The sequence below is a fragment of the Polynucleobacter sp. AP-Reno-20A-A9 genome, from assembly GCF_018882085.1.
Lineage (GTDB): Bacteria > Pseudomonadota > Gammaproteobacteria > Burkholderiales > Burkholderiaceae > Polynucleobacter.
Map to the genome: position 1 here is coordinate 47,925 of NZ_JACVPB010000006.1, position 26,747 is coordinate 74,671.

Here is a 26,747-nt window from a genome sequence, read left to right on the forward strand (position 1 = left end):
AATGCAGTAATCATACCTAGAACTTGAATCGCATGCCAAAAATCCGGCAGTTTGTATGGACTAGGCTCTAAATTGGGATGTGATCGGGTAGCGCCAATCCCGGCCAAATGCGCGGGTGGTTACGCGAACCCCCGGCGGAGCTTGGCGACGCTTATATTCATTGAGCTTAATTAAGCGAGTTACTTTTTCTACGCTCTCGGCATCAAAGCCTGAGGCGATGATTTCTGCGATAGATTGGTTTTGCTCCATATAGCGTTCAACAATGCCATCCAGCACTTCATAAGAGGGCAGGCTATCCTGATCTTTTTGGTCTGGACGTAATTCTGCTGAAGGGGCGCGTGTCAAAATCCGCTCCGGAATGACTGGCGCAATACTGTTGCGATAAGTACATAAGCGATACACCAAAGTCTTGGCAATATCTTTGATGACCGCAAAGCCTCCGGCCATATCGCCATAGAGCGTGCAGTAACCAACAGCCATTTCACTTTTGTTGCCGGTGGTTAAAACGAGTCGACCTGTTTTATTGGAAAGTGCCATCAGCAGAGTCCCGCGCACGCGTGCCTGAATATTCTCCTCTGTAGCGTCAGCCTTGAGGCCTTTAAATTGTTCCGCTAGAGAAGCTTCTAATGCATCTACTGGCCCACTAATGGGAATTTCATCATATTGCACGCCCAGATTCTGCGCCATCTCACGTGCATCGATCCAGGAGATATCTGCGGTGTAGCGAGAGGCCATCATCACAGTACGTACCTTATCGGCACCTAAAGCATCAACAGCAATTGCCAATACCAAGGCTGAATCTACGCCACCAGATAGGCCAATAATGACACCGGGGAAGCGATTTTTAGTGACATAGTCACGTACACCCAGGACGAGTGCTTGATAGGCTTGCGCTTCAACTGACTGAGGCGGGGAAATAAACCCCTGTTCTAGCTCGCCAGATGTTGCAACTGAGACAAGGCCTAAGCCTGTTTCAAATTGGGGCATGGCCATTACAACTTTGCCGTCACTATTCAATGCAAATGAGCCACCATCAAAAACCAATTCATCTTGACCGCCAACAGCGTTGACGTAAACCAGTGGCATTTTAGTTTGCGCAATATGTCCACGCAGTACTTCAATACGCAGTGCTTCTTTTTTAAGGTGATAAGGCGATGCATTGGGGACTAACAATACTTGTGCGCCAGCGGTATGCGCTTGTTTAGCTGGCCCTGGATGCCACGCATCTTCACACAGGATTATTCCGTAACGAATGCCTTCACACTCAAATACACAAGCTTGATTGCCGGGCACGAAGTAACGAACTTCGTCAAATACTTCATGGTTAGGTAATTCTTGTTTGGCATAGCCTGCAATGACTTCGCCATTTCGTAAAACAGATGCGTAGTTTTGCAAACCCGCAGATGTTTGTTTAGGGTGGCCGACGATGACCGTCAGACCGGAATACTGAGCCAGCTCTCTCATCAAGATCTCGAGCTGCAATTGCGCTGCCTCGATAAAAGCAGGGCGAAGGAGTAAGTCTTCTGGGGGATAGCCGGTGAGCGAAAGCTCGGGGGTTAATACCAGCTTAGCGCCTTTTGAGTAGGCATCTAAAGCGGCTTTGTGAATGAGTTGCGCGTTGCCAACCAAATCACCCAGTAATGGGTTGATTTGGGCTAAGGCAATTTTCTGCGTGCTCACTCCGAATCACAAAGCCTTTTCAATAAACTAAAATTACTTGTTCTCTTTGTTGTAGCGCTCAATGCCCTCAAGAATTTCCTTATGAGCATCAGCAACACCACCCCAGCCGCTTACTTTTACCCACTTACCTGGCTCGAGGTCTTTGTAGTGCTCGAAGAAGTGTTGGATTTGGTTTAGACGCAATGGATTAATGTCTTCTGGTTTTTGCCAGTGTGTATAGATGGGCAAAATTTTGTCTTCTGGAACAGCCAATAATTTAGCGTCTTGACCGCCTTCATCTTCCATTTGTAAAACGCCAATTGCGCGGCAGCTCACTACAACTCCAGGAATGAGTGGAAATGGAGTAATGACGAGAACGTCAACAGGGTCGCCATCACCAGCAATCGTTTTGTTGATGTATCCGTAGTTGCACGGATAGTGCATTGCAGTACCCATAAAACGGTCAACGAAAATTGCGCCAGACTCTTTATCCACTTCATACTTCACTGGATCAGCGTTCATTGGGATTTCAATAATGACGTTGAAGCTTTCAGGGATCTTTTTACCTGGCTTGACTTTTTCGAGACTCATAAATACTCCGAATAGTGATTAGTAAATACCCTGATCCTATCAAGGGAGCGCAGGGATGATTCTGTTACATACTGGTACAGCTTAAAGACCATAGTTTAAAGCTTTCAGAAACCGGGTCTACCTAAGTGCGGTTATGCAAAACAATAAAGATTAACAAATGATTAACTTTGGGGAGTTCAAGCATGAGTAATGTCACTTTAGGCTTGTATTTTGCCTTGGCGTGCGGTGTCATAGCTGTGATTTACGGTTTTGTGATGCGCGGCTGGATTTTGAAGCAGAGTACGGGAAACGCCAAAATGCAAGAAATTGCCGAGGCGATTCAGCAGGGGGCGGCAGCGTATTTGTCTCGCCAATACAAAACGATTGCCGTGGTTGGGGTGGTTCTGACTATTCTTATGGCGCTCTTCCTTGATTTTGCTACCGCGATTGGCTTTGTCATCGGTGCCGTACTTTCCGGTGCTTGTGGCTTTATTGGCATGAATGTCTCTGTACGCGCAAACGTTCGTACTGCAGAAGCTGCCACCAAGGGAATGAACGAAGCGCTGAATGTAGCATTTAAGGGCGGCGCAATTACCGGTATGTTGGTAGTTGGACTAGGCCTCTTAGGAGTTGGCCTCTTCTTTATGTTCCTCGTGTCGATCGGCGCTGGACAAGATCTTTCTTCTGTATTGCATCCGCTCATTGGTCTGGCATTCGGCTCCTCTTTAATTTCGATCTTTGCCCGTTTGGGTGGCGGCATCTTTACTAAGGGTGCAGACGTTGGTGCCGACCTAGTTGGCAAGGTTGAAGCTGGCATTCCGGAGGATGATCCACGCAATCCCGCGGTGATTGCCGATAACGTTGGCGACAATGTTGGTGACTGTGCAGGTATGGCGGCGGACTTATTTGAAACCTATGCGGTAACGTTGATTGCAACGATGGTGCTTGGATCCTTAATGGTTTCTAGTGCACCAGTCGCGGCGATTATTTACCCGCTAGTGCTGGGTGGCGTTTCTATTATCGCCTCTATCATCGGTTGCTCATTTGTCAAAGCAACACCTGGCATGAAAAATGTGATGCCTGCTTTGTATAAGGGCTTAATCATTGCGGGTAGCTTGTCGCTGATTGCTTTCTATTTTGTAACCAACTTCATCATGCCGGACGATGCATTGGGTATCCCAGGTAGCCAATGGCGCTTGTTTGGATCAACCATAGTGGGCTTATTACTGACAGCAGGTTTGGTGTGGATTACCGAGTATTACACCGGTACCCAGTTCAAGCCAGTGCAACATATTGCTGAGGCTTCGACTAAAGGTCACGGTACAAATATCATTGCTGGCTTAGGCATTTCGATGAAGTCAACTGCTTACCCAGTTCTCTTTGTCTGTGCAGCGATTTTTGCGGCGTATTGGTTAGCTGGTTTGTATGGCATTGCAATTGCAGCTACTGCCATGTTGTCGATGGCCGGTATTGTGGTGGCGCTTGATGCATACGGACCGATTACGGATAACGCTGGTGGTATTGCGGAGATGGCAGGTTTGCCACAATCTGTTCGTGACATCACGGATCCATTGGACGCAGTTGGTAACACTACTAAGGCGGTGACCAAGGGTTACGCAATTGGCTCAGCTGGTTTGGCGTCACTTGTACTCTTTGCTGACTACACGCATGCTTTAGAAGGCATGGGCCAACAAGTTTCCTTTGACTTATCGAATCACATGGTCATCATTGGTCTCTTTATTGGCGGCATGATTCCTTACTTGTTTGGCGCGATGGCGATGGAAGCGGTTGGTCGTTGCGCTGGTGCAGTAGTGGAAGAAGTGCGCCGTCAGTTCCGTGACATCCCTGGAATCATGGAAGGCACTGCTAAACCAGAGTACGGTAAAGCTGTAGATATGCTGACTTCAGCTGCCATTAAAGAGATGATCATTCCTTCTCTCTTGCCCGTGGTTGCTCCAGTCGTTGTAGGTCTCTTGTTGGGGCCTGCTGCATTGGGTGGCTTGCTCATGGGAACCATCGTGACCGGCTTGTTTGTGGCGATCTCGATGTGTACCGGTGGTGGCGCTTGGGACAACGCAAAGAAATATATCGAAGAAGGTCACTTCGGTGGCAAAGGTTCTGAGGCTCACAAAGCTGCAGTAACCGGCGATACCGTAGGCGACCCTTACAAAGATACTGCTGGTCCTGCAGTGAACCCACTCATTAAGATCATCAATATCGTGGCATTACTTATCGTGCCATTGTTACCAGTGATCTCACGCTAAGAAAAGAATTTCAATGCAGTAGCAATCGGACTGTAGCAAACTAAAACGCCTAGCATTGCTAGGCGTTTTTTATGTTGACGACACTTGACAAAGTATAGGCCAATGGCCTACTATAGAGCCAATGGATTTTGAATGGGATTTGGCTAAAAGTAACTCATGCCAGATTTCTCGAAATTTTGATTTTGCATATGTGATATCAGTTTTTTCAGATCCCACGCTACTTGTTGAGCATGATCAGCGTTGGGATTATGGAGAAGAGCGCTTTCGTGCGCTTGGAGTAGTCGATGAGAAGGTATTTGTGGTTATATTTACCAGGAGGCTCAGGGCCATAAGAATTATTTCAGCTACAAGGGCTAATAGTAGGGAGGTCAAGCGTTATGAAAAAAATTGTAAGAGTAAGGATTGATCTTAATAATCCCAAAAGCTTTCCGAAGGGTTTTGTTAATAAGAAGTTGCTTGATGCAACTACTGAGCGCCTTATTAAATTGCATCAACAAGAAGATGATGCTGAAGCTATGCACGACGCAGCCAAGTATGCGAAGCGTGTGCGTGAGAGAATTGGTTTATCTCAACAGGAGTTTTCTAATCGCATAGAAGTTTCTTTAGAAACGATTCGAAATTGGGAGCAGGGAAAAAGAAGTCCTACGGGCGCAGCAAAAGCACTATTAAAGATTCTTGATCGTGCACCAGAGGCGGCCCTATTAGCTCTGAGTGTATAAATAGATCGTAAATAAAAACGCCTAGCATTGCTAGGCGTTTTTATTGCTCGGTTACTGATTTATTAACTTAGATTCTTATTCCAAAGTTTCCAGGTAACGTTGCGCATCTAATGCAGCCATACAACCTGTTCCAGCACTGGTAATGGCTTGACGGTAGATATGGTCTTGTACATCGCCGGCAGCAAACACACCAGGGATGTTCGTAGCGGTGGCATTGCCTTCAAGCCCTGAGTGGGTCTTGAGGTAGCCATTGTTCATGTCGAGCTGACCAACAAAGAGTTCGGTATTGGGCTTGTGACCAATGGCAATAAAGGCACCAGTTACAGCGAGATCTTCAGTGCTGCCATCTTCCTTCTTAATGCGCACGCCGGTAACGCCTTTTTCATCACCCAGAACTTCATCGAGAGTAGAGTTCAATTTGAGTTCCACTTTGCCTTCAGCAACTTTCGCCATTAAGCGGTCATTCAAGATTGGCTCAGCGCGGAATTTATCGCGACGATGAATGACCGTCACTTTTTTAGCAATGCCTGTGAGGTAAAGCGCTTCTTCAACTGCAGTGTTGCCACCACCCACTACGCAAACATCTTGATTGCGGTAAAAGAAGCCGTCGCAAGTTGCACAACCAGAAACACCGCGACCCATGAATGCTTCTTCACTTGGCAAGCCAATGTATTGAGCGGAAGCGCCAGTAGAAATAATCAAAGCATCGCAGGTATAGGTTCCAGAATCGCCAACCAAGCGAATGGGCTTTTCTTTTAGGGCCGCAGTATGAATATGGTCAAAAATGATTTCAGTATTGAAGCGCTCAGCATGCTTCAAAAAACGATCCATGAGCTCTGGGCCTTGAACCCCATCAGCATCCGCAGGCCAGTTTTCTACGTCCGTAGTGGTCATTAATTGACCGCCCTGAGCCAGGCCAGTAATGAGGGTGGGGTTTAAATTGGCACGGGCCGCATAGACAGCTGCCGTATAGCCAGCAGGGCCGGATCCGAGGATCAGAACTTTGGAGTGTTTTGGGGTATTTGTAGTCATATTCAAATTATAGATTTGCTTGATTACAATCGGTAGAACATGGCAAGAACCGCATACCCGAAGTCCAAGACTCCAATGAGTCCCCAGCCCCCAGAGAATGGCCCGCAGGGCAGGATGCCCCGCCTCCTGCTAGAGGCTCGCTGGTTCATCTCTCTAGGCTTGTGCCTGGGCTTATTTGCCATTTTGCTGACTTATTCCAAGGCTGATCCGGCCTGGTCTCATGCCAGTTTTGAGACTCCTAAGAACCTGGGGGGTCGTTTTGGCGCTTATTTAGCCGATTTAATGCTGTATATCTTCGGCATTTCTGCCTTTTGGTGGGTTGCTCTCTTTGGGCGCCGCGTCCTCAATGGCTGGCGTGAGCTTTGGAGCATTCCCTTGCCGCCGGATCCGGATGCCAAGCCAGACTCCCTAGTATTGCGTTGGTTGGGCTTTGGCCTGACTCTGTTCTCTAGCATGGGTTTGGAGTCGATCCGAATGCATTCGCTGTCCTGGGAGCTCCCTAGGCCCCCTGGCGGCATTTTGGGTGAACTGATTGGCGATCCTTTGCAAATGTCTCTTGGATTTACCGGCTCAACCCTAGTTCTCTTATTTGGCCTTTGCGCTGGCCTGTCTTTATTTTTGCATTTTTCCTGGCTAGACGTTGCTGAAAAGGTGGGGCGTTTCTTGGAGGTGGCTTATCACCGCATCCGCGAACGTCGCGATAGCGAAGAAGATCGCAAGCTGGGTGAAGCTGCCGCAGAAGAACGTGAAGAGTTTGTAGAAGAGTTCCGTGGTCGCGTTGAAGTGGCGGCACCAGTGCAAATCGTTCGTGCCCCAATTGAGATTCCGAAGAGTGCTCGTGTAGAACGCGAGAAACAGCAGCCATTGTTTGTGGATATCCCTGATTCAGAATTGCCACCACTAGCGTTGCTTGATCCAGTACCTGAAGCAAAAGAAACGATCTCTGCTGACGTGCTGGAATTTACTTCACGCTTAATCGAACGCAAGTTAGCCGAGTTCAATGTTCAAGTGAAGGTGATTGCCGCCTATCCTGGACCAGTAGTGACTCGCTACGAGATTGATCCAGCGATTGGTGTGAAGGGTAGTCAGATTGTGAACCTCTCGCGTGACTTAGCGCGCTCACTTGGCGTTGTGAGTATGCGTGTAGTTGAAACCATTCCAGGCAAAACTTGTATGGCTTTGGAGTTACCAAATCCAACACGTCAATCTGTGTATTTGTCAGAGATTCTGACTTCACAGGTATATAACGATAACCATTCATTGTTGACGCTTGCATTGGGTAAAGACATTTCTGGCAGTCCAATGGTGGCTGATCTGGCAAAGATGCCGCACTGTTTGGTTGCTGGTACTACGGGTGCGGGTAAATCAGTTGGTATTAATGCCATGATTCTGTCACTACTTTTTAAGGCAAAGCCAGATGAAGTGCGTTTGATCATGATTGATCCGAAGATGCTAGAGATGGCAATCTACGACAAGATACCGCATTTGCTCTGCCCAGTAGTAACGGATATGAAGCAGGCGTACAACGCGCTCAATTGGGCTGTGAATGAGATGGAGCGTCGCTACAAGCTGATGAGTAAGTTTGGTGTGCGTAACTTGGCCGGCTTTAACAAGAAGATTCTGGAAGCAGAAGAAAAGGGTGAAAAGCTCACCAATCCATTCAGTTTGACACCGGATGACCCAGAGCCAATCTATAAAGCGCCAGTGATCGTCATCGTGATCGATGAGTTGGCTGACTTGATGATGGTCTCTGGTAAGAAAATCGAAGAGCTCATTGCGCGTATCGCGCAAAAGGCGCGTGCTGCAGGAATACACCTCGTATTGGCTACACAACGTCCAAGCGTGGATGTGATTACCGGCTTGATTAAAGCCAACGTACCAACCCGTATTTCATTCCAAGTGAGCTCTAAGATCGATAGTCGTACGATTTTGGATCAGCAGGGCGCGGAAGCATTGCTTGGTATGGGTGACATGCTCTACATGGCACCAGGTACCGGTTTGCCAGTTCGCGTGCATGGCGCATTCGTATCGGATGATGAAGTCCATCGCGTAGTGGAGTGGCTCAAAGAGAAGGGCGAAGCCAACTACATTGATGGCGTTCTCGAAGGTGCCGATGAATCCAATGTGGATGCATTGACCGGTGAGGGTGGTGGCGAGGCTGATCCACTCTACGATCAAGCGGTTGCCATTGTTCTGGAAAACAAACGCCCATCGATCTCATTAGTGCAGCGTCACCTGCGCATTGGTTATAACCGCGCTGCCCGCCTCCTTGAGGATATGGAAAAAGCAGGACTCGTATCCAAGATGGGCAATGGTGGCAGTCGTGAGATCCTCCATCGTCCTTCAGAGTAAGGCAGTGATTTTGCAAAGACTTTTATCTGCAGTATTACTTGGAACAGTCATGCTGTTTTCAAACGCGGTCTATTCTCAAAGTGAAAGCGGCCCAGACCAGTTGCGCCAATTTGTACGCAACTCTAAAACTGCTGAAGGGGACTTCGTGCAGCAACAGTTGCGCGCACCTAAGGCTAATGAGTCGCAAGACAAAGGTTTAAAAGTGGTGCGCGAGACTAAGGGTCACTTTGTGTTTCAACGCCCAGGAAGATTTATCTGGGATACACAAAAGCCTTACGAGCAAAAGTTAATTGCTGATGGCAAGCAACTCATCTTGTGGGACAAAGACTTAAATCAGGCAACATTTCGTCCAGCAGGGCAGGCTTTAGCTTCTACTCCTGCAGCTATTCTGTTTGGCGAAACTTCCCTTGAGCAGCACTTTGACTTAGTTGAAGGTGAAGAGCGTTTGGGAATGAAGTGGGTGGCCTTGACCCCTAAAAAGGATCCCAGTGCCAAGAATAAAAATGATCTGCCTTATACAAAGATCTCCATCGGAATGGCAAATGGCTTGCCTAAGGCGCTTGAATTAACCGATGGGCTGGGTAGCGTTGTTCTGGTCACCCTGGATAAGATTCAACTCAATGTCAATTTGCCCGCCAATCGCTTTACCTTCACGCCGCCAGCCGGGGCGGAAGTCTTGCGCTTAAACTAGAGCCCATATAAAACTCAAACCTAGAACCCCTAATCTACAGAGCATCACATGATTGATCCGCAATTACTCCGTAAAGATATCGCCGCAGTTGCTGCGCGTTTAGCTACCCGCAAGTTCCAATTAGATGTTGAGAAATTTAACACCTTGGAATCGGAGCGCAAATTTTTGCAAACCCGTACCGAAGAATTGCAAGCTAAGCGCAATCAACTATCCAAAGCCATTGGCATGAAAAAAGGCAAAGGCGAAGATGCCTCTGCTGAGATGGCAGAAGTTGCTCAAGTGAATGTTGATATGGAGTCTGGTGCTGCCAGACTAGGCATTCTGCAAGTAGAGATTTCTGATTTCTTGATGGGCATCCCTAACCTGCCGGATGAATCTGTGCCGACCGGTAAAGACGAAACAGAAAACAAAGAAGTAAAGCGTTGGGGTGAAGAACCTATTTTTGATTTTGAGATTAAAGATCACGTTGATCTTGGCGGGCCATTGGGTCTCGACTTTGAAGTAGCAGCTAAGATTAGTGGCTCACGCTTTGTGGTTCTCAAGGGGCCAATTGCAAGGTTACACCGCGCCTTAGCGCAATTTATGATCGACACTCACGCTACAGCTCACGATTACCAAGAAGTCTATGCGCCATATATGGTGAATGCTGCTTCTATGCGCGGCACTGGCCAATTGCCGAAGTTTGAAGAGGACTTATTCAAAGTTCCACGTCAAATGGGTGGTGAAGATCAAGGTGGCGAAGCTAAAACAGAAAACTTCTACCTGATTCCAACGGCAGAAGTACCGGTAACGAATTTAGTGCGTGATGAGATCGTTAACGCTTACAGCTTGCCAATGAAATTTGTGGCTCATACACCGTGTTTCCGTTCAGAAGCCGGTAGTTATGGCCGTGATGTGCGCGGCATGATTCGTCAACACCAGTTCGACAAAGTCGAGTTAGTGCAAATCACCAAGCCAGAAGACTCCATGCAAGCTCTCGAAGACTTAACGGGCCACGCTGAACGTATTCTGGAATTGCTCGAGTTGCCATACAGAAAAGTATTGCTCTGTACTGGTGATATGGGTTTTGGTAGCGCTAAGACTTATGACTTAGAGGTTTGGGTACCCTCACAAAAAGCTTATCGAGAAATTAGTTCTTGCTCTAGCATGGGTGATTTCCAAGCGAGACGCATGCAGGCTAGATTTAAAGCCGGCCAAGGCAAGCCAGAGTTGGTGCATACCTTAAATGGTTCCGGCCTTGCAGTTGGTAGAGCATTGGTTGCGTTATTGGAGAATAAGCAGCTAGTCGATGGCAGTATTGCTATCCCTAAAGCTTTGCAACCCTACTTGGGTGGCTTGGCTGTACTAAAGCCAAGCTAAGCAAAAACCACAAAACCACCCCAAAGCTATAATTAGCCTTGGTTCGGAGAGGTGGCAGAGTGGTCGAATGTACTTGACTCGAAATCAAGCGTAGGGTCAAACCTACCGTGGGTTCGAATCCCACCCTCTCCGCCATTCAAACTCTGTATTCATTTGCACAGAGAAAATATCAAAAGAGCCCCGCATGACGTGGGGCTTTTTATTTATACGTAGTTTGCAATACGAAAATATTTAATAAGATAAGGGAGTGTGACTGTTGCAATCGAGCCACCAAGTGCTTCATGATGTATTTGGTTTTGATCAGTTCCGTGGTGCTCAAGAGTCTATTGTTAGACATGTAGTGGCAGGCGGCGATGCTTTAGTTTTAATGCCTACTGGAGCCGGTAAGTCCCTGTGCTATCAAATCCCCTCGCTTGTTCGCCGTGGTGTAGGGGTGGTGGTGTCACCTTTAATTGCACTGATGCAAGATCAAGTAGATGCCTTAACCCAGTTGGGTGTTAAAGCTTCATTTTTAAACTCTAGTTTGGATGCGGCCACATCTCAAAAAGTGACCAGTCAGTTGCTGGCTGGAGATCTTGACTTAATCTATGTGGCGCCCGAACGCCTGATGAATCCTGGTTTTCTATCAATACTCGATAGACTCAATGCGGGTCCCGGAATTGCCTTGTTCGCGATTGATGAGGCGCACTGCGTTTCTCAATGGGGTCATGATTTCCGTCCAGAATATCGCCAGTTAACTGTTTTGCACGAGCGCTTTCCAAAGGTGCCTCGTATCGCCCTAACAGCTACTGCGGATGCGCCAACCCGAGCAGAGATTGTGGAGCGTCTTTCACTGGAAGCTGCTGAGCAGTTTGTCTCTAGTTTTGATCGCCCGAATATTAAGTATCGAGTTCTGCAAAAGCAGAGCGCGAAACAGCAGTTGGAGCATTTTTTAGATGCTGAGCATGCAGATGACTCGGGAATTATTTATTGTCTATCGCGTCGCAGTGTTGAAGAGACTGCACAATGGTTAAAAGATCGCGGGTGGGACGCAATGCCGTATCACGCAGGATTAAGCGTAGAAACACGCAGCGCCAATCAAAAACGCTTCTTACGTGAAGAGGGCGTCATCATGGTCGCAACAGTAGCATTTGGTATGGGCATTGATAAGCCTAACGTCCGCTTTGTAGCCCATCTGGATCTACCTAAAAGTATGGAAGGTTATTACCAGGAAACTGGACGGGCAGGGCGTGACGGCTTACCTGCAAATGCGTGGATGGCCTACGGATTTGGGGATGTGGTGAGCTTGCGGCAAATGGTAGATTCTGGTGAAGCTTCTGAAGATCGTAAGCGGGTAGAGCGCCAAAAACTTAACGCACTTCTAGGCTATTGCGAATCCACAACATGCCGCCATCAAACGATCTTGCGCTACTTTGGAGAAGCACATCCTGGTAGCTGTGGTAACTGTGATAACTGTCTAGAGCCAGTGGCGACATGGAATGCCACACAAGAAGTCCAAAAAGCATTGTCATGTGTTTATCGGACAGGCCAGCGTTTTGGTGTGACCCATTTAATTGATGTGCTCCTTGGTAAAGTAACTCCCAGAGTTAAACAGTACTTTCATGAGCAGGTCAGCACTTTCGGGATAGGCGTAGAGCTTAATCAGGCTCAATGGAATAGTATTTATCGTCAATTAGTAGCAGGTGGCTATTTAGATGCAGATATTGCTCTGCACGGCGGCTTAAAGTTGGTGGATGACGTCGCGTTACCAGTGCTACGTGGCGAGCAAGAGGTCTGGTTACGCAAAGAAACAGGCTACTCGAAGACCAAGGCTACGAAGTTTGGAGCAAAGAAGGGCTCCACACACCCCTTTAGTAATATTGCGGATGAAAACCTGTGGGAGGCGCTCAAGGCAAAGCGCACTGAGTTAGCACGTGAACAAGGGGTGCCACCCTATGTGATTTTTCATGACAGCACTTTGCAGGAGATGGTTAAATCGATGCCAACTACCTTAGATCACTTTAGTCGCATCGGAGGGGTAGGGCAGGCCAAGTTAGAGCGATATGGCGAACACTTTCTGGAAGTGATTCAGGAAAACCTAGGGCGCCCAGATTAAACCGCTATCAGAAGGTGCTGATTAACTCAGTCAATAGGAGACCTCACAAAAGGCGATGTGGCAAGAGCTTTCACTATTGGTGTGACACCCTAGTTCTGCTGGCTAACTATTTGTTAAGACTTGGTGCTAAATTAGTCTAAACATGTTCAAAACCATTCTTGCTCTTCCTCGCACTGTTTGGCTAATAGGATTTATTAGCCTTGTTAACGATTCTGCCAGCGAGATGCTATATCCCTTAATGCCTTTGTATCTAGCATCAGTTTTGATGGCGGGACCAAAAGCGCTGGGCATTATTGAGGGTATTGCTGAAGCCACTTCTAGTATTTTTAAGTTGGTTTCAGGCGTGATCGTTGATCGCACTAAAAGAGCTAAACCTTGGATTGTGTTGGGATACACACTGGCAGGTATAGGCAGGCCCTTGATTGTGCTTGCTAATTCCTGGTTATGGGTTTTGGCAATCCGCTTTACTGATCGCATGGGTAAGGGGCTTCGAAGCTCCCCTCGTGATGCCTTATTAGCAGAAAGCGTTAATGAGAATCAGCGAGGCATTACTTTTGGTTTGCATCGATCAATGGATAATGCAGGCGCAGTAATCGGACCCTTATTGGCCGCGATGTTTCTGTCAATGGGTGTGCCGTTGAAAGATATTTTTCTTTGGGCAATAGTGCCAGCAGTTATTACCATTACGCTTGCTTTATGTATTAAAGAACCACAAAAGGAAGCTGTTTCAGAAGGAAGTCGATTTAGTTGGTCGCTGGAGGGTATGCCAGATCAATTCAAAAGATATCTGGTGGTAGCAGGCATTTTTGCTTTGGGTAATTCATCCGACATGTTCTTATTGCTGAGAGCCAGGGATGCGGGAGTTCCTCAAGAGCAAATTCCATTGCTCTGGGCAGCCATCTCATTGATTACTACTTTGTTTGGCACCCCTTTATCGGCACTATCGGATACCTTTGGTCGAAAGCGATTTATTTTGATTGCTTGGATTGCTTTTGCATTTTTCTATATCGCCATGGGCTTACCCGATATTTCCATTTATCAAATATTTGCTCTCTTTGGAGTTTATGGGCTTTTTAAAGCAGCAACAGAAGGGGTTGAGAAAGCCTTAGTGGCCGATTTAGCACCTAAAGGATTGGCGGGAACAGCATTTGGCTGGTTTAATTTAATCACAGGGCTCATGCTATTTCCAGCCTCATTTATTTTTGGCTGGGTATACGAATCGATTGCCCCTTTGTATGCATTCTTATTCTCCGGCAGCTGTGCTTTGGTGGCATTTGTATTGATGGCTACTTGGGTATACAGAAACAACGATCTGCAGGCTGGATAGTAATCTCAAGAATAGCGTACACAGAAATGGCGACTTTATTAAAAATGGCCCTATAAACGCAAAAAATGCTGTTTTAGGGGGTCATAGGGCTGTCATAAAGCTGTCACATTCCAGCCGTATCGTTCTTATATCGCGCTGTTGCGCATATTCAATCTAAGGACCGGTTAAATGAAATCTTTCTTGAAAAAAGCCCTTGTTATTGGTGCTATTTCACTTGCTCCAGCAGCATTTGCGGTAGACATGACCGGTGCTGGCGCAACCTTCCCGTACCCAATTTATGCCAAATGGGCTGAAGCCTTTAAAGCTAAGACCGGCTCCAATTTAAATTACCAATCCATTGGTTCATCTGGTGGCATCAAGCAGATCAAAGCCAAAACTGTCGATTTCGGTGCAACCGACAATCCAGTGAAGTTTGATGATTTAGAAAAAGATGGTTTGGTACAGTTCCCAGCCATTATTGGTGGCGTAGTTCCAGTGATTAACGTGGATGGTGTGAAGCCAGGCGAGATCAAGTTAGATGGCCCAACACTGGCTGATATTTTCCAAGGCGTTATTTCGGATTGGGGTGATAAGCGTATCGCCATCATGAACCCAGGCGTGAAGATTCCTAGCGGCCCAATTACTGTGGTTGTGCGTGCCGATGGTTCTGGTACAACAGCGATCTTTACTGATTATTTGGCTAAAACCAGCTCATTGTTTAAAGACAGTGTTGGCTCTGGCGCTTCTGTGAAGTGGCCTGCAGCCTCTACCGTTGGTGGTAAGGGCAATGAAGGTGTTGCGGCAAACGTTACCCGTGTAAAGAACTCGGTTGGCTATGTTGAGTACGCCTATGCCAAGAAAAATAAGATGACTTTCATCTCATTGAAGAATAAAGATGGTCAATTCGTAGCTCCAGATGACCTGACTTTTTCTGCAGCTGCTGCAAGTACGGATTGGGCGGCTATTCCAGGTATGGGTACATTTATTACCAATGCTCCAGGCGCTAAATCATGGCCAATTACTGGCGCATCATTTATCTTGATTTACAAGAACCCAGAGAACAAAGCAAACGTTGCTGAAGTACTCAAGTTCTTTGACTTTGCTTTCAAAGATGGCAAGAAGATGGCTGAAGAATTAGATTACGTACCAATGCCTGACAAAACTACTGACTTCATTCGTAAGAATGTATTTACTAAGATTGTTACTAAGTAAGTTTTGCCAATCTACTTAGCTATACCAAAATCAAACAGCTCCACTAAGGTGGGGCTGTTTGGCTGTTTAAATATGTACAAACAATGATCGATAACGCCCAGTCCCATTCTGCCCCGACGCCCCAGGCGCTTAGAATCGCTAAGATTCAACGTGTGCAGGATTTCTTATTTCATGGCATTACCCAGTTTTTTGCCTGCAGCGTCTTAATTGCATTGCTGGGCATTATTATTTCCCTGGTGATCAATGCATGGCCAGCGCTGCATACTTTTGGTTTAGGTTTTTTCTTTACTCAAGAGTGGGATATTGTGAATGGTGAATTTGGTGGCTTGATTGCCATCTATGGCACCTTAGTGACATCTATTATCGCCTTGTTAATTGCTGTACCTCTAAGCTTTGGTATTGCTGTTTTCTTAACTGAGCTATGCCCAGGTCCGTTGCGTAGACCTCTAGGTACTGCGGTGGAGTTATTGGCTGCCGTACCCTCGATTATTTATGGCATGTTCGGCTTATTCATCTTTGCACCGCTATTTGCTGAATATGTCGAGCCGGCTCTAGCGGCAACCTTAGGAAAAATTCCTGGCTTGGGAATCTTATTCTCTGGTGCATTCAATGGCATTGGCGTTCTCTGTGCCGGCTTAATTTTGGCTATGATGATTCTGCCATTTATTGCCTCAGTGATGCGTGATGTATTTGAAATCGTTCCTCCTGTATTAAAGGAATCAGCCTACGGTATCGGCTGTACAACTTGGGAAGTCGTGAAGAACGTAGTGCTTCCCTATACTAAGGCTGGTGTTATCGGTGGAGTGATGCTCGGGTTGGGTAGGGCCCTCGGTGAAACTATGGCGGTGACCTTTGTGATTGGTAATGCACAGCGCTTATCCCCATCCTTATTTGCGCCAGGAACATCGATTGCTTCTACGCTAGCTAATGAATTCGGCGAGGCTGAAGCAGGCAATCATCTCTCCTCCTTATTTGCTCTCGCTCTCGCACTATTTATTATTACCTTCATTGTTTTGGCATGCGCTAAGTGGATGCTGAACAATATGGAGAAGAAACAGGGCTTGAAATCATGAACAAGGCCACGAATATCAATCCAGAAGTATTTGCTCGTCGTAAACGCGCAAATAAGATTGGCTTAACCTTATCCATGGGCGCCATGGGTTTAGGGATGATTTTTTTAATGTGGATTCTGAGCGTCCTGGTAATAAAGGGCTTTTCCTCAATCAATTTAGATCTCTTTACCCATAGCACTCCAGCGCCTGGATCAGATGGTGGCGGCCTTGCTAATGCGATTGTTGGCAGCTTGATGTTGATCGGTTGCTGCACCTTGATTAGCACACCAGTTGGAGTCCTTGCTGGTCTCTATCTGTCTGAGTATGGTGATCGCAGTAAGGTGGCTGCGGTAACCCGTTTCGTCACTGACATCATGCTGTCTGCGCCATCGATTGTGATTGGCTTGTTTGTTTATGCTTTCGTAGTAGCTCAAGTTCGTCACTTTTCTGGTTGGGCAGGAACTATTGCCTTAGCGTTGATTGCAGTGCCAGTGGTGGTGAGAACTACTGAAAATATGCTGCGATTGGTTCCGGGAAGTTTGCGCGAAGCAGCTTATGCACTCGGCACTCCAAAATGGAAGGTGGCTTTTATGATCACATTACGTGCCGCTCAGAGTGGTGTGATGACTGGTATCTTGCTGGCACTTGCTCGTGTCAGTGGTGAAACAGCGCCTTTGCTGTTTACTGCATTAAACAATCAATTCTTTTCAACGAATATGAATGCGCCAATGGCGAATTTGCCGGTGGTTATATTTCAGTTCGCTATGAGCCCATATGACAATTGGGTTGATCTTGCATGGGGTGGTGCTTTGTTGATTACCTTTGCAGTGCTTGGACTAAATATCCTTGCTCGAGTGGTATTCCGAGAAAAGGTGCAGGGATGATGAGTAATATGAAAACAATGTTTGACTTGAATCAGGTTGATAGTCAAGGGGGTAGAGTGGATACATTAAATCAAGAACCGCAAAATGCGGCAGTGAACGCTATCGAAGTGCGTAATCTGAATTTTTACTATGGCGCGTTTCAGGGCCTGAAAAAGATTAATTTGGATATCGAGCAGGGCAAGGTAACTGCTTTTATCGGTCCATCAGGCTGTGGAAAATCGACACTTCTGCGAACGCTCAATCGGATGTATGACCTCTATCCAGGTCAGCGCGCCGAAGGTGAAATTAACTTCTATGGCCAGAATATTTTGGAGCCTGGACAGGACCTCAACTTACTGCGCTCCCGAATTGGTATGGTTTTTCAGAAGCCAACCCCATTCCCAATGTCCATTTATGAAAACATTGCCTTTGGTGTACGTCTCTATGAAAAGCTTTCTCGTTCTGAGATGGATGAGCGCGTAGAGTGGGCATTGAATAAGGCGGCTTTGTGGAATGAAGTAAAAGACAAGCTAAACCAGAGTGGACTATCCCTTTCTGGTGGTCAGCAACAGCGTTTATGTATCGCACGTGGCGTGGCAGTGAAGCCTTCGGTCATTTTGCTGGATGAGCCAACATCGGCTCTAGACCCTATCTCAACCGGTAAAGTGGAAGAGTTGATCCATGAGCTGAAGAATGACTACACCATTGCCATTGTGACCCATAATATGCAGCAAGCAGCCCGTGTATCAGACTACACAGCCTACATGTATTTAGGCAGCCTGATTGAGTACGGCAAAACGGACGAAATATTTATTAAGCCTAAGCGTAAAGAGACCGAAGACTACATTACCGGCCGCTTCGGTTAATTGGAGACATACATGCCAGATAAACACCTATCATCACAATTTGACGCTGATCTCAATTCTCTTTCAAGCCGCTTGCTTGAAATGGGTGGCTTAGTTGAATCACAAATTGCAACTGCCATGCGTGCTTTTACGCAAATGGATCTCGATACCTGCAATGTGGTGATCGAGAATGAAAAATTAGTTAACGACCTGGAGATTCAGATCGACTTAGCTTGTACTGAGCTGATTGCGCGCAGACAGCCTACTGCTCGAGACTTGCGTTTGGTAATGGCAGTTTCTAAAGCCATCACTAATCTAGAGCGTGCCGGTGATGAGGCTGAGCGGGTTGCTAAACGTACTAAGCGTTTAATTGAATCCGGCTTGCCGCACAATATTAATGTTGCGGAGATTCGTTTATCAGGCCAAATGGCAATTTCTTTATTGCGCCGTAGTCTCGATGCTTTTGCTCGCTTGGACACTATTGCAGCAGCTGAAGTAGTACAGGAAGACCGTCAGATCGACGAGGAGTTCAGAGGCTTTGTTCGCAAGCTCATTACCTATATGTCTGAAGATCCACATATGATTAGCACTGGCTTGGATATGCTAACCATTGCGAAGGCAATTGAGCGTATTGGTGACCATGCCAAAAATATTGCAGAGTTCGTCATCTACATTGCTAAGGGATCTGATGTTCGTCATATCCCGCATGAAGATTTAGTTCGCGAAGCTAATAGACAATAATTAAGGCCATCAATCATGACTCACCGCATACTCATAGTAGAGGATGAGCCATCAATTGCAGAATTGATTGCGATTAACCTGTCACATGCAGGCTATGAAGTTGAAAAGGTAATGCAAACTGATTTGGCATTGACGATGATGAAGGATCAGCTGCCTAATCTGATCATTCTGGATTGGATGCTGCCCGGTAAATCGGGCGTTCAGTTTGCAAAAGAGCTACGCTCTAACGATCGTACTAAGGCATTGCCGATTTTGATGTTGACCGCCAAGAGCGAAGAGTCTGATAAGGTGCTTGGTTTGGATTCAGGGGCGGATGATTACGTTACTAAGCCATTCTCGCCAAAAGAATTAGTGGCTAGAGTAAGGGCAATACTGCGCAGGCAGATGCCTATCGAAGATACTGGCCCACTAACGGTTGGACCATTAAAGTTGGATCCAAGCTCTCATCGTGTGCTGGCTATCTGGCCCAATCTTGAGCCAAAGTCTATTGCATTGGGGCCAACCGAGTTTCGTTTACTTCAGTATTTCATGGCCAATCCAGAGCGCGTCCATTCTCGGGGCAGCTTACTAGACAAGGTGTGGGGTAGCGAGGTTTACATTGAAGAAAGAACGGTCGATGTTCATATTAAGCGCCTAAGGGCGGCTCTCGCCCCGTTTGATTGCGATCGCTATGTTGAGACTGTCCGCGGCAGCGGCTACCGTATTACCAAGACGCCAACCGAAACTTAAGCCTGTATTTGACGATTTTATTGGGAATCTCCAGGAGTTTTTTGGAGATGCTCTAATATTGCATCATGCTATCTGTACTCACCCGATTCTTTGTCATTATTTGCGTCGCATTTGTATTGGCGTTCACAACATTGTCTTTATGGGGTGGGCAGTGGGCTATTGCAGTAGGAATTTCTGTAATCTCCATTCCGCTTGTCTACGCTTACATTAACTTAGCGCGCCTCAGAAAATATATTCTTGCCGATTCTGTTGAAAGCATGCCCTTACCCAGTGGATTTTGGGAGGAGGTTTTTTTTAGACTTCAACGCCTAGTCAGAAATCTGAAGCAACATATCCGAAGCATTGAGCAGCAACACGAGCACTTTATCGAGGCATTTCAGGCTTCTCCCAATGGAATCGTCATGCTCGATGAGAGTGACCAAATCGAATGGTGTAACAGCATTGCTGAGAGATTCTTTGGGCTCATCTTTAAGCGCGATGTCATGCAGCGCATTAACTTTTTAATTCGACGCCCTGAATTCATACAGTATTTAAATAAACGTAATTTTGATGAGCCATTGCTGATGGAGCGCATGGGCCGTGATGGCAGCTTGAGCCTGATGCTTCAGGCTTTTCCCTTTGGTCAAAAGCGCCATTTACTTTTAGTGCAGGACGTCACTGATTTACAAAAAGCCGATGCAATGCGTCGTGACTTCGTGGCCAACGTTTCTCATGAAATGCGCACGCCGATCACTGTGCTCATGGGCTTCTTGGAGACTGTTCAGTCCCTGGAGCTCAAAAAGGATCAGCAGGATCAATACTTTGCCATGATGATGTCCCAAGCGCAGAGAATGAAGAGCTTGGTTGAGGATTTATTGACCTTGGCAAACCTTGAGTCAAATGCACTGCCAGCTACAAACACGGTAGTGAAAGTTGAGACTTTAATGGCGCTTCTGAAAAATGATGCTGAAGCACTTTCTCAGGGCAAGCATGCCTTTACTTTTGATCTGAATTCAAAATGTAATTTGTTGGGTGATGAAAGAGAAATTCTTTCTGCATTCAGCAATTTGGTATCCAACGCTATCCGCTACACACCCGATATTGGCTCGATTCGCGTCGAATGGAGTGTTAACGAACAAGGGCAGGGTGAGTTCTCGGTTGCTGATACGGGCCCAGGCATTGCATCTGAGCACTTGTCAAGATTAACTGAGCGCTTCTATCGCGTAGATAGAAGTCGATCAAGGGATACGGGTGGAACAGGTTTGGGTTTAGCTATTGTTAAGCATATTGCCAATCGGCACCAAGCTCAGCTGGTAATAGAAAGTACTCCGGGAAGAGGTAGTAAATTTATGCTCCGCTTCCCTAAGGACCGGGTTACTTCATAAGTCTCAGTCTTTTTTCTTTTTCTTCTTCTTTTTAGATTCTTTTGGGAGCTTCTCTGCTTTCCCGTCTGCATACAGACACCAAACCTTGATTTCCTCGAGTAGTTCCACTAACTCTTCATGGGGAAGGTTTTTCAAATCCATCAAGCTAATGCTGCCAGACTCTTGCAATTGTTTAACTGCATCTTCGTATAGATATTTATTCATATTCATTCGACCCACAGGTTAAGTTGGGGGTAATCCTAGCAAACTAATATGACAAAACTGCTTTTTGAGGCCTTAAAGAGGGTTTTAGTCAGGTTCCCCGGATACTTCCGAGCTTCTTTTGATCCCGGTCATTCTGGTCACGAGCCTTTCTAAGGGGCCCCCTATGATCAGAGTGAGCAAAATAGCCCCCAGACTGAGTCCGCCTAGAGCAAATTGACCCGCTCCAAAAGCAGCGCCAATTAGCGCGCAGGACCAAATACTTGCTGCGGTAGTGAGGCCATGGATTTTTTGTAATCTCTGCTCGCGAATAATAACGCCAGCCCCCAAAAAGCCAAGGCCGGTTATCAGGCCTTGCAAAACACGGCTGACAGATTGCGCATCATCTTGAACAAAGTCGCTAATGAGTAAAACAGCGGTTGCGGAACCAATGGCTACTAACGAATGCGTACGAATGCCTGCAGGTTTGTGGTGAAGCCAGCGATTTAGGCCTAGTATGGTGCCCACTAGCAATGCCAGGCCCAATCTTAGTGCGATAGTGCCGTATAAATCCCATTGAGTCATACAAATTCCTTTGCAAAAGCAAGTATCTATGTTTTCAAGTGTATATCAGGTGCTTTGAATGGTCATAAATAAGCCATCACCTTGACATGTTTTATAGCAATAATTTCCATGAACGTATTTTTAAATAAATCTTTAAAAAAGGATGATGCGATGAAGAAATTTCTGATATTGGTTTGGCAGGCATGGTACGAGGCAAGGCGGGCTTATGCAAAGCGCTACGTTTTGCATAAGCTGGGCAGTTAATTTGAAACCCAGATTTATCGGACCTCAAGTTTTGCATATTAATAAAACTGCCATAAATTAAGCTTAAGATCAGCCTTTTTACATAAGACTTTATTCCATATGACTGAGAATCTTGCTAAGTATCTTCCGTTGGCGCTAAGAATAGGCGTCGATGGAAAACTGACATTTGAAAACGTTGAGAACGAAACTATTTTTCAGAATCAACAATTAGATTCTCATCAAAATCCATTTTTAATGGATGGGAGATTCTCTCTTCGTCTTGATGAAATCATTTAATAAAAATTACAGCGCATAAAAATTAATGAGCAATCAGCACAATATTTTATTTTTATGTACTGGAAATTCCGCTAGATCCATTCTTGGTGAAGTATTGGCAACTACGTTGAGCCATGGACGCTTTATAGGATATTCGGCTGGCTCTAGGCCTGTAAATTATGTGCATCCAATTGCATTACGTATTGCAAAAGAGCTAGACTATCCGCTTGAGAAGTTGCGCAGCAAAAGCTGGGATGAGTTTGGTACAGATAGGGCTCCGCATATGGATTTCATCATTACCGTCTGTGACTCTGCTGCCGGGGAGGAGTGCCCCTACTGGCCTGGACATCCTGCTAGCGCCCACTGGGGGTTTGCTGATCCTACGGCTGTGGATTCTGGGGATGCTGCCATGTTGGATGCATTCAGGCAGGTTGAAATGGGGCTGCGAAATCGCATCGAGCTACTCATGGATTTACCCATGGATAAATTAGACCACCTACAAATTAAGAATGAGTTGCAGTCTATTCATCATCGCCTAAAGTTCAGATAGGCAAGACTATTGAATAAAGGGTTAAGATTGAATTTAACCCTTTTGAGGAAGTTGATGTCTAAAGAGAAAAAGCCCAAGTTTGCTGTTCTTAGGTCGGTAGAGTCTTTTAGTAACCCTAGACCCAGCATCAAAAAACGCATGGCAGATGGCAGGGCATTGCGAAAAGTGGTCAGAATTGCTCAGCAGGGTATCTATACCCCACCAAAACATCGAATTGACCCTATCAGCATTCTGGAGAGCCAAGCCAAGACTCGAATCGAGTCCTTGATTCCGATTCGATATGAGCGCATGCTGCAGTCGCCCTTTGCATTTTATCGAGGGGGAGCCGCAATCATGGCTCAAGACTTAGCCAACCAGCCATGTACCAATATCACAGTTCAGCTTTGTGGGGATATGCACGTATCTAACTTTGGCTTGTTCGGAACTGCCGAGCACCGATTAGTATTTGGCATTAATGACTTTGACGAAACTTTGCCTGGTAGTTGGGAGTGGGATCTCAAGCGTCTTGTTGCCAGTGCGGTGATTGCCTGTGAAAGCAATGGTGGCGACAAAGTGTTAAGTAAAAAAATAGTGTTTCGTATTTGTACTGAATACCAAAAGCGGGTGGCTCAATATGCTCAAATGCCATATTTAGACCTGGCTCAAGAATTTATTAGTGATACAGATATACGTAAGCATTTTTCCAAAGAACATCAAAAGCAAATTGATCTTTACTTAAAGCAGACGAAAGGGCAGGGCAATATACAAGTACTACAAAAACTGACTACGCTTGTTGGTAAGGATAGAAAGATCATCAATAAGCCTCCATTAATTGAGCATTTTGAAGGGAATGCTTACGGGCAACCTCTAAGCTCACTTATTAATAAGGCCTTGTTAAATTATTCAAGTACTTTACTAGCTGATCGCAAGATTCTGTTTGAGCGTTACTTTTTAAAAGATTTCGCACGTAAGGTAGTTGGCGTGGGAAGTGTGGGCACTAATTGCTTGGTTCTTTATTTTGAGGGTGATAGTGAAAATGATCCCTTATTCTTACAATACAAGGAGGCTCAAAAATCTGTCTTGAGTCCTTATCTAGGGGCATCTATTTACCGTGATATGGGCCAGCGTGTGGTTTCTGGCCAGAGATTGCTGCAGGGCGCCCCCGACATCTTTTTAAATTACGGCTCCATACAGTTTGATATAGACAAAAGCGAGGGATTTTATCTCCGGCAACTACGCGATATGAAAGGCGGTATTCCGATTGGTCCAGGCGGAGTCTCCCTAAAGAACTTTGTCGACTATTCCAAATTATTTGGCTGGGCACTCGCCCTTGGGCATGCCCGTTCTGGTGATTCTGCCGAGCTTGCTGGATATTGTGGTGAATCAAAAGAGTTTGGAGAGGCAATGTATTCATTTGCTAGATCCTATGCAAAGCAGAATGAGCAGGACTTCGAGTTATTTCGTAAGGCGGTTAAATCTGGTAGATTGAAGACGGCTAAGAAAAAAACAGCCCTTTAAGTCGTATCAGGTGATAGTCATCAGAGTGTCACGTTATTGGTGGATATTTTAGGGTCCCTAGGCTTATTCACCATTTCGATTTTATGAAAACTCTCCGCCTTATCAAGATCGCCTCCTTCATTTTTTTTGGATCGATTGCAGGATTCATTCAAGCTGCGGCTATCTATCCAATCGACCAAGCTGCCATCTTGGCTGGATCTCGGTTTGATATCAAGATTGAATTTAATACCGTCATTAATTCCGGGGATGCTGTAATCGAACTCAATGGCATGCCTATAAATAAAATCATTAGCGTCAAGCCCGAGTTTATTTCCAATGAAAATGGTAAAGGTAGCTCGATTCTTTATAGAGACGTGCAGCTATCTAAGGCTGGTAAATATCAAATCGTTGCTCGGGCAGCCCAGGAGCGGTCACAAGTGAATTGGGATGTATATGCAACTAGTCCTCGCCGCGTAAAAAATGTGATTCTATTTATTGGCGATGGGATGACGATTGCCAACCGCACAACCGCAAGAGTCCTCTCCAAAGGAATTCAAGAGGGTAAATATCAAGGCAGACTGGCATTTGACGATATGCCCAGCACAGCCATGATAGGTACTTCAGGGTCTGATTCTCTCATTACAGACTCTGCCAATTCTATGAGTGCATACACAACGGGGCATAAGACGGCAGTGAATGCTATGGGTGTTTATGTCTCCCGAGCCAGCGATAATCTCTCGCATCCCAGGGTCGAAACGATTGCAGAGCTGATCAAGCGCAAAACTAAAATGGCGGTCGGCATTGTTTCTGATGCCGAGTTGGAGGATGCGACCCCGGGCGCAATGGTTTCACATACAAGGCGTAGAGCAGACAAACAATATATCGCTGATTGGCTCTTATCTAGTGGTGCAGAAGTAATTCTTGGAGGCGGCTCCGCCTATTTTTATCCGCAATCTACCAAGGGTTCAAAGCGTAAAGATGAGAAGAACTTGGTAGATAGCTTTAAGTCCGATGGATATCAATTGGCCTTTACAAAACAGGAGTTGCTTTCAGCCTCTGAAAAGAAGGCAACTAAGAAATTATTTGGCGTCTTTCATCCTGACAATATGGATGGATCGCTGGATCGTTTGTATCTGAAAAAGAATACGGTTGAACAATTTCCCAACCAGCCAGATTTAACCGAGATGACTCAATCAGCCATTGATGTTCTGTCCAGAAATCCCAATGGATTTTTCTTGATGGTGGAGGCGGCTTTGATTGATAAGTTCAATCACCCTCTGGATTGGGAGCGAGCTGCATTTGACACCATCATGCTGAGTAATGCCGTGCAAATCGCTAAAGAATTTGCTAAAACACACCCAGATACATTAATCATTGTGACGCCTGATCACACCCACAGCGGATCCATTAGCGGGGTAGTGCATGATGAGAAGCCAGGATCGTTACGTGAAAAGGTGGGCATTTACGCTGAGGCTGGCTATCCAAATTACCCAAAAGCAGATATTCAGGGTTATCCAAATAAGATCGATGTCTCTAAGCGCATTGCATTTTTCTATGGCAACTACCCCGATCATTATGAAACACTGCATCCTAAGCTTGATAGCACATTTGTTCCTGCTGTTAAAGACGAGTCCGGGAAATATGTAGCCAATCAAAAATATATCCAACTACAAGAGGATGCTATTCATGTAGGTGGAAACCTGCCAACGCACCAAGAGTCAGGCGTTCATACTGCGGATGATGCCGTTCTGAATGCCATGGGCCCTGGTTCAGAAAAATTCAAGGGTTTTATGGACAACACGGAGGTCTTTATGATCATGGTGGACACCTTAGGCCTGGGATCTAAGTAAACTTTTCGATATGGAATTCATTAACAACATTAACTATGGTTCGCTTACCGATACAGGCGTCAGTCTTTGCACAGCCTTTGTTTTGGGTGGGTTAATTGGTTTAGAGCGCCAATACCGCCAACGAACTGCAGGTTTAAGAACTAACATCCTAGTAGCTATTGGAGCTGCAATCTTTGTAGACGCTGGTAATCGCCTCACTGGTCATGATGGCGCTGTTCATGTGATGGCTTATGTGGTTTCTGGGATTGGCTTTTTGGGTGCCGGCGTCATCATGCGGGAAGAGGGTAACGTCAGGGGAATCAATACTGCTGCTACCTTATGGGCATCGGGCGCAGTTGGTGCATGCGCAGGAGCTGATTTAATTCTAGAGGCTTGCTTGGCTACCGTTTTTGTTCTTGCGGCCAACACCTTACTCCGCCCAGTGGTCAGCTTAATTAATAGGCAGCCACTCGATACCGAAGCAGTGGAGGTGACGAATTCGATATACATCATCACCCCTAAGCATGCCCAAAAGCATGCCTTGAAGCAATTTATTAAGGCGCTAGAGGAGGCGGGCTATCAAACCCAAGATATTGAAGTGCATCAGTTTGGAAGCGATGATGTCGAAATACAGGCCGTTTTAACGGCATCGGCTGTTGATGGGGATGAGATGGATCAGTTAATCGCCAAAATTGCCGATCAAGATTTCGTGACCCAGGCATTCTGGAGCCCCAGTACAACGGATTAAGCCATGTATATGTATTGACACAATATTG

The 26,747-nt window shown here is 46.1% G+C and carries 25 protein-coding genes and 1 tRNA gene; 21 read left to right on the top strand and 5 right to left on the bottom strand.

Annotated features, from left to right (window positions below):
• Nucleotides 1-60 precede the first annotated feature (60 nt).
• Both ICN39_RS06940 and ppa read right to left on the bottom strand, forming a co-directional pair.
• The gene (locus ICN39_RS06940; protein WP_216233330.1) at nt 61-1,680 is read right to left on the bottom strand and encodes an NAD+ synthase; all 1,620 of its coding nucleotides are present in this window, start codon (nt 1,678-1,680) and stop codon (nt 61-63) included.
• A 33-nt stretch (nt 1,681-1,713) separates the two neighbouring features.
• Complete coding sequence (ppa, locus tag ICN39_RS06945; RefSeq protein ID WP_216233331.1) at nt 1,714-2,250, bottom strand: inorganic diphosphatase; 537 nt, start codon at nt 2,248-2,250, stop codon at nt 1,714-1,716.
• 182 nt (nt 2,251-2,432) lie between these two features.
• Between ppa and ICN39_RS06950 the strand changes: the two genes are divergently transcribed.
• The 3 genes from ICN39_RS06950 (at nt 2,433) to ICN39_RS11185 (ending at nt 5,212) form a co-directional block, all read left to right on the top strand.
• Nucleotides 2,433-4,493, top strand: a complete 2,061-nt coding sequence (locus ICN39_RS06950) for a sodium-translocating pyrophosphatase (protein ID WP_216233332.1) — start codon at nt 2,433-2,435, stop codon at nt 4,491-4,493.
• 121 nt (nt 4,494-4,614) lie between these two features.
• Nucleotides 4,615-4,899 (top strand): BrnT family toxin, encoded by a 285-nt coding sequence (locus ICN39_RS06955; protein ID WP_216233333.1) that lies wholly within the window; start codon nt 4,615-4,617, stop codon nt 4,897-4,899.
• A complete protein-coding gene (locus tag ICN39_RS11185; RefSeq protein WP_255532355.1) occupies nt 4,871-5,212 on the top strand; it encodes a DNA-binding transcriptional regulator in 342 nt (113 codons plus the stop codon). The genes ICN39_RS06955 and ICN39_RS11185 overlap by 29 nt, the downstream gene beginning before the upstream one ends.
• 75 nt (nt 5,213-5,287) lie before the next feature.
• On the opposite strand, the gene trxB is transcribed toward ICN39_RS11185, so the two are convergent.
• A complete protein-coding gene (trxB, locus tag ICN39_RS06965) occupies nt 5,288-6,244 on the bottom strand; it encodes a thioredoxin-disulfide reductase (protein ID WP_216233334.1) in 957 nt (318 codons plus the stop codon).
• 39 nt (nt 6,245-6,283) lie between these two features.
• On the opposite strand from trxB, the gene ICN39_RS06970 reads away from it, so the two are divergent.
• The 13 genes from ICN39_RS06970 (at nt 6,284) to phoR (ending at nt 20,853) form a co-directional block, all read left to right on the top strand.
• On the top strand, nt 6,284-8,596 hold the full coding sequence (locus ICN39_RS06970) for a DNA translocase FtsK (RefSeq protein ID WP_370623701.1): 2,313 nt from the start codon (nt 6,284-6,286) through the stop codon (nt 8,594-8,596).
• Nucleotides 8,597-8,645: 49 nt separating this feature from the next.
• A complete protein-coding gene (locus ICN39_RS06975; protein ID WP_255532356.1) occupies nt 8,646-9,287 on the top strand; it encodes an outer membrane lipoprotein carrier protein LolA in 642 nt (213 codons plus the stop codon).
• Nucleotides 9,288-9,335: 48 nt separating this feature from the next.
• Nucleotides 9,336-10,646, top strand: coding sequence for a serine--tRNA ligase (serS, locus tag ICN39_RS06980; protein ID WP_216233335.1), 1,311 nt, complete (start codon nt 9,336-9,338; stop codon nt 10,644-10,646).
• A gap of 45 nt (nt 10,647-10,691) precedes the next feature.
• Nucleotides 10,692-10,781: transfer RNA gene (locus ICN39_RS06985), tRNA-Ser, on the top strand.
• A gap of 121 nt (nt 10,782-10,902) precedes the next feature.
• Nucleotides 10,903-12,741: a DNA helicase RecQ gene (recQ, locus tag ICN39_RS06990; protein WP_216233336.1), complete on the top strand. Its 1,839-nt coding sequence runs from the start codon at nt 10,903-10,905 to the stop codon at nt 12,739-12,741.
• A gap of 142 nt (nt 12,742-12,883) precedes the next feature.
• Nucleotides 12,884-14,068 (top strand): MFS transporter, encoded by a 1,185-nt coding sequence (locus ICN39_RS06995; RefSeq protein ID WP_216233337.1) that lies wholly within the window; start codon nt 12,884-12,886, stop codon nt 14,066-14,068.
• 168 nt (nt 14,069-14,236) lie between these two features.
• On the top strand, nt 14,237-15,259 hold the full coding sequence (gene pstS / locus ICN39_RS07000; protein WP_216233338.1) for a phosphate ABC transporter substrate-binding protein PstS: 1,023 nt from the start codon (nt 14,237-14,239) through the stop codon (nt 15,257-15,259).
• Between the two features lie 83 nt (nt 15,260-15,342).
• Nucleotides 15,343-16,332 carry a phosphate ABC transporter permease subunit PstC gene (gene pstC, locus ICN39_RS07005; RefSeq protein WP_216233339.1) on the top strand — a complete coding sequence of 330 codons (990 nt, stop codon included), beginning with the start codon at nt 15,343-15,345 and terminating at the stop codon, nt 16,330-16,332.
• On the top strand, nt 16,329-17,195 hold the full coding sequence (pstA, locus tag ICN39_RS07010; RefSeq protein WP_216233340.1) for a phosphate ABC transporter permease PstA: 867 nt from the start codon (nt 16,329-16,331) through the stop codon (nt 17,193-17,195). The genes pstC and pstA overlap by 4 nt, the downstream gene beginning before the upstream one ends.
• A 17-nt stretch (nt 17,196-17,212) precedes the next feature.
• Entirely contained in the window at nt 17,213-18,040 is an 828-nt protein-coding gene (pstB, locus tag ICN39_RS07015) for a phosphate ABC transporter ATP-binding protein PstB (RefSeq protein WP_370623705.1), read from the top strand.
• Nucleotides 18,041-18,052: 12 nt separating this feature from the next.
• Complete coding sequence (phoU, locus tag ICN39_RS07020) at nt 18,053-18,760, top strand: phosphate signaling complex protein PhoU (RefSeq protein ID WP_216233341.1); 708 nt, start codon at nt 18,053-18,055, stop codon at nt 18,758-18,760.
• Nucleotides 18,761-18,775: 15 nt separating this feature from the next.
• Nucleotides 18,776-19,489: a phosphate regulon transcriptional regulator PhoB gene (phoB, locus tag ICN39_RS07025; protein WP_216233342.1), complete on the top strand. Its 714-nt coding sequence runs from the start codon at nt 18,776-18,778 to the stop codon at nt 19,487-19,489.
• A 65-nt stretch (nt 19,490-19,554) separates the two neighbouring features.
• Nucleotides 19,555-20,853 carry a phosphate regulon sensor histidine kinase PhoR gene (phoR, locus tag ICN39_RS07030; RefSeq protein ID WP_216233343.1) on the top strand — a complete coding sequence of 433 codons (1,299 nt, stop codon included), beginning with the start codon at nt 19,555-19,557 and terminating at the stop codon, nt 20,851-20,853.
• A gap of 3 nt (nt 20,854-20,856) precedes the next feature.
• Here phoR and ICN39_RS07035 read toward each other — a convergent pair whose 3' ends face one another.
• Both ICN39_RS07035 and ICN39_RS07040 read right to left on the bottom strand, forming a co-directional pair.
• Nucleotides 20,857-21,057 carry a hypothetical protein gene (locus tag ICN39_RS07035; RefSeq protein WP_216233344.1) on the bottom strand — a complete coding sequence of 67 codons (201 nt, stop codon included), beginning with the start codon at nt 21,055-21,057 and terminating at the stop codon, nt 20,857-20,859.
• A gap of 84 nt (nt 21,058-21,141) precedes the next feature.
• Entirely contained in the window at nt 21,142-21,618 is a 477-nt protein-coding gene (locus tag ICN39_RS07040) for an MgtC/SapB family protein (protein WP_216233345.1), read from the bottom strand.
• Between the two features lie 342 nt (nt 21,619-21,960).
• Here ICN39_RS07040 and ICN39_RS07045 point away from each other — a divergent pair, with 342 nt between their 5' ends.
• The 5 genes from ICN39_RS07045 (at nt 21,961) to ICN39_RS07065 (ending at nt 26,719) form a co-directional block, all read left to right on the top strand.
• Complete coding sequence (locus ICN39_RS07045; protein WP_216233346.1) at nt 21,961-22,137, top strand: hypothetical protein; 177 nt, start codon at nt 21,961-21,963, stop codon at nt 22,135-22,137.
• 25 nt (nt 22,138-22,162) lie between these two features.
• A complete protein-coding gene (locus tag ICN39_RS07050) occupies nt 22,163-22,666 on the top strand; it encodes an arsenate reductase ArsC (protein WP_216233347.1) in 504 nt (167 codons plus the stop codon).
• Nucleotides 22,667-22,720: 54 nt separating this feature from the next.
• Nucleotides 22,721-24,163 (top strand): DUF2252 domain-containing protein, encoded by a 1,443-nt coding sequence (locus ICN39_RS07055; RefSeq protein ID WP_216233348.1) that lies wholly within the window; start codon nt 22,721-22,723, stop codon nt 24,161-24,163.
• An 83-nt stretch (nt 24,164-24,246) separates the two neighbouring features.
• Complete coding sequence (locus ICN39_RS07060) at nt 24,247-25,992, top strand: alkaline phosphatase (RefSeq protein ID WP_216233349.1); 1,746 nt, start codon at nt 24,247-24,249, stop codon at nt 25,990-25,992.
• Nucleotides 25,993-26,002: 10 nt separating this feature from the next.
• On the top strand, nt 26,003-26,719 hold the full coding sequence (locus ICN39_RS07065) for an MgtC/SapB family protein (protein ID WP_216233350.1): 717 nt from the start codon (nt 26,003-26,005) through the stop codon (nt 26,717-26,719).
• Nucleotides 26,720-26,747: the final 28 nt, after the last annotated feature.

Excerpts from the sequence above, each read along its gene's own strand:
- ppa (WP_216233331.1), bottom strand. The coding sequence starts at position 2,250 with ATGAGTCTCGAAAAAGTCAAGCCAGGTAAAAAGATCCCTGAAAGCTTC.
- ICN39_RS06950 (WP_216233332.1), top strand. The coding sequence starts at position 2,433 with ATGAGTAATGTCACTTTAGGCTTGTATTTTGCCTTGGCGTGCGGTGTC.
- ICN39_RS06955 (WP_216233333.1), top strand. The coding sequence starts at position 4,615 with ATGGATTTTGAATGGGATTTGGCTAAAAGTAACTCATGCCAGATTTCT.
- ICN39_RS11185 (WP_255532355.1), top strand. The coding sequence starts at position 4,871 with ATGAAAAAAATTGTAAGAGTAAGGATTGATCTTAATAATCCCAAAAGC.
- trxB (WP_216233334.1), bottom strand. The coding sequence starts at position 6,244 with ATGACTACAAATACCCCAAAACACTCCAAAGTTCTGATCCTCGGATCC.
- ICN39_RS06970 (WP_370623701.1), top strand. The coding sequence starts at position 6,284 with ATGGCAAGAACCGCATACCCGAAGTCCAAGACTCCAATGAGTCCCCAG.
- ICN39_RS06975 (WP_255532356.1), top strand. The coding sequence starts at position 8,646 with ATGCTGTTTTCAAACGCGGTCTATTCTCAAAGTGAAAGCGGCCCAGAC.
- serS (WP_216233335.1), top strand. The coding sequence starts at position 9,336 with ATGATTGATCCGCAATTACTCCGTAAAGATATCGCCGCAGTTGCTGCG.
- ICN39_RS06995 (WP_216233337.1), top strand. The coding sequence starts at position 12,884 with ATGTTCAAAACCATTCTTGCTCTTCCTCGCACTGTTTGGCTAATAGGA.
- pstS (WP_216233338.1), top strand. The coding sequence starts at position 14,237 with ATGAAATCTTTCTTGAAAAAAGCCCTTGTTATTGGTGCTATTTCACTT.
- pstC (WP_216233339.1), top strand. The coding sequence starts at position 15,343 with ATGATCGATAACGCCCAGTCCCATTCTGCCCCGACGCCCCAGGCGCTT.
- pstA (WP_216233340.1), top strand. The coding sequence starts at position 16,329 with ATGAACAAGGCCACGAATATCAATCCAGAAGTATTTGCTCGTCGTAAA.
- pstB (WP_370623705.1), top strand. The coding sequence starts at position 17,213 with ATGTTTGACTTGAATCAGGTTGATAGTCAAGGGGGTAGAGTGGATACA.
- phoU (WP_216233341.1), top strand. The coding sequence starts at position 18,053 with ATGCCAGATAAACACCTATCATCACAATTTGACGCTGATCTCAATTCT.
- phoB (WP_216233342.1), top strand. The coding sequence starts at position 18,776 with ATGACTCACCGCATACTCATAGTAGAGGATGAGCCATCAATTGCAGAA.
- phoR (WP_216233343.1), top strand. The coding sequence starts at position 19,555 with ATGCTATCTGTACTCACCCGATTCTTTGTCATTATTTGCGTCGCATTT.
- ICN39_RS07035 (WP_216233344.1), bottom strand. The coding sequence starts at position 21,057 with ATGAATAAATATCTATACGAAGATGCAGTTAAACAATTGCAAGAGTCT.
- ICN39_RS07040 (WP_216233345.1), bottom strand. The coding sequence starts at position 21,618 with ATGACTCAATGGGATTTATACGGCACTATCGCACTAAGATTGGGCCTG.
- ICN39_RS07045 (WP_216233346.1), top strand. The coding sequence starts at position 21,961 with ATGACTGAGAATCTTGCTAAGTATCTTCCGTTGGCGCTAAGAATAGGC.
- ICN39_RS07050 (WP_216233347.1), top strand. The coding sequence starts at position 22,163 with ATGAGCAATCAGCACAATATTTTATTTTTATGTACTGGAAATTCCGCT.
- ICN39_RS07055 (WP_216233348.1), top strand. The coding sequence starts at position 22,721 with ATGTCTAAAGAGAAAAAGCCCAAGTTTGCTGTTCTTAGGTCGGTAGAG.
- ICN39_RS07060 (WP_216233349.1), top strand. The coding sequence starts at position 24,247 with ATGAAAACTCTCCGCCTTATCAAGATCGCCTCCTTCATTTTTTTTGGA.
- ICN39_RS07065 (WP_216233350.1), top strand. The coding sequence starts at position 26,003 with ATGGAATTCATTAACAACATTAACTATGGTTCGCTTACCGATACAGGC.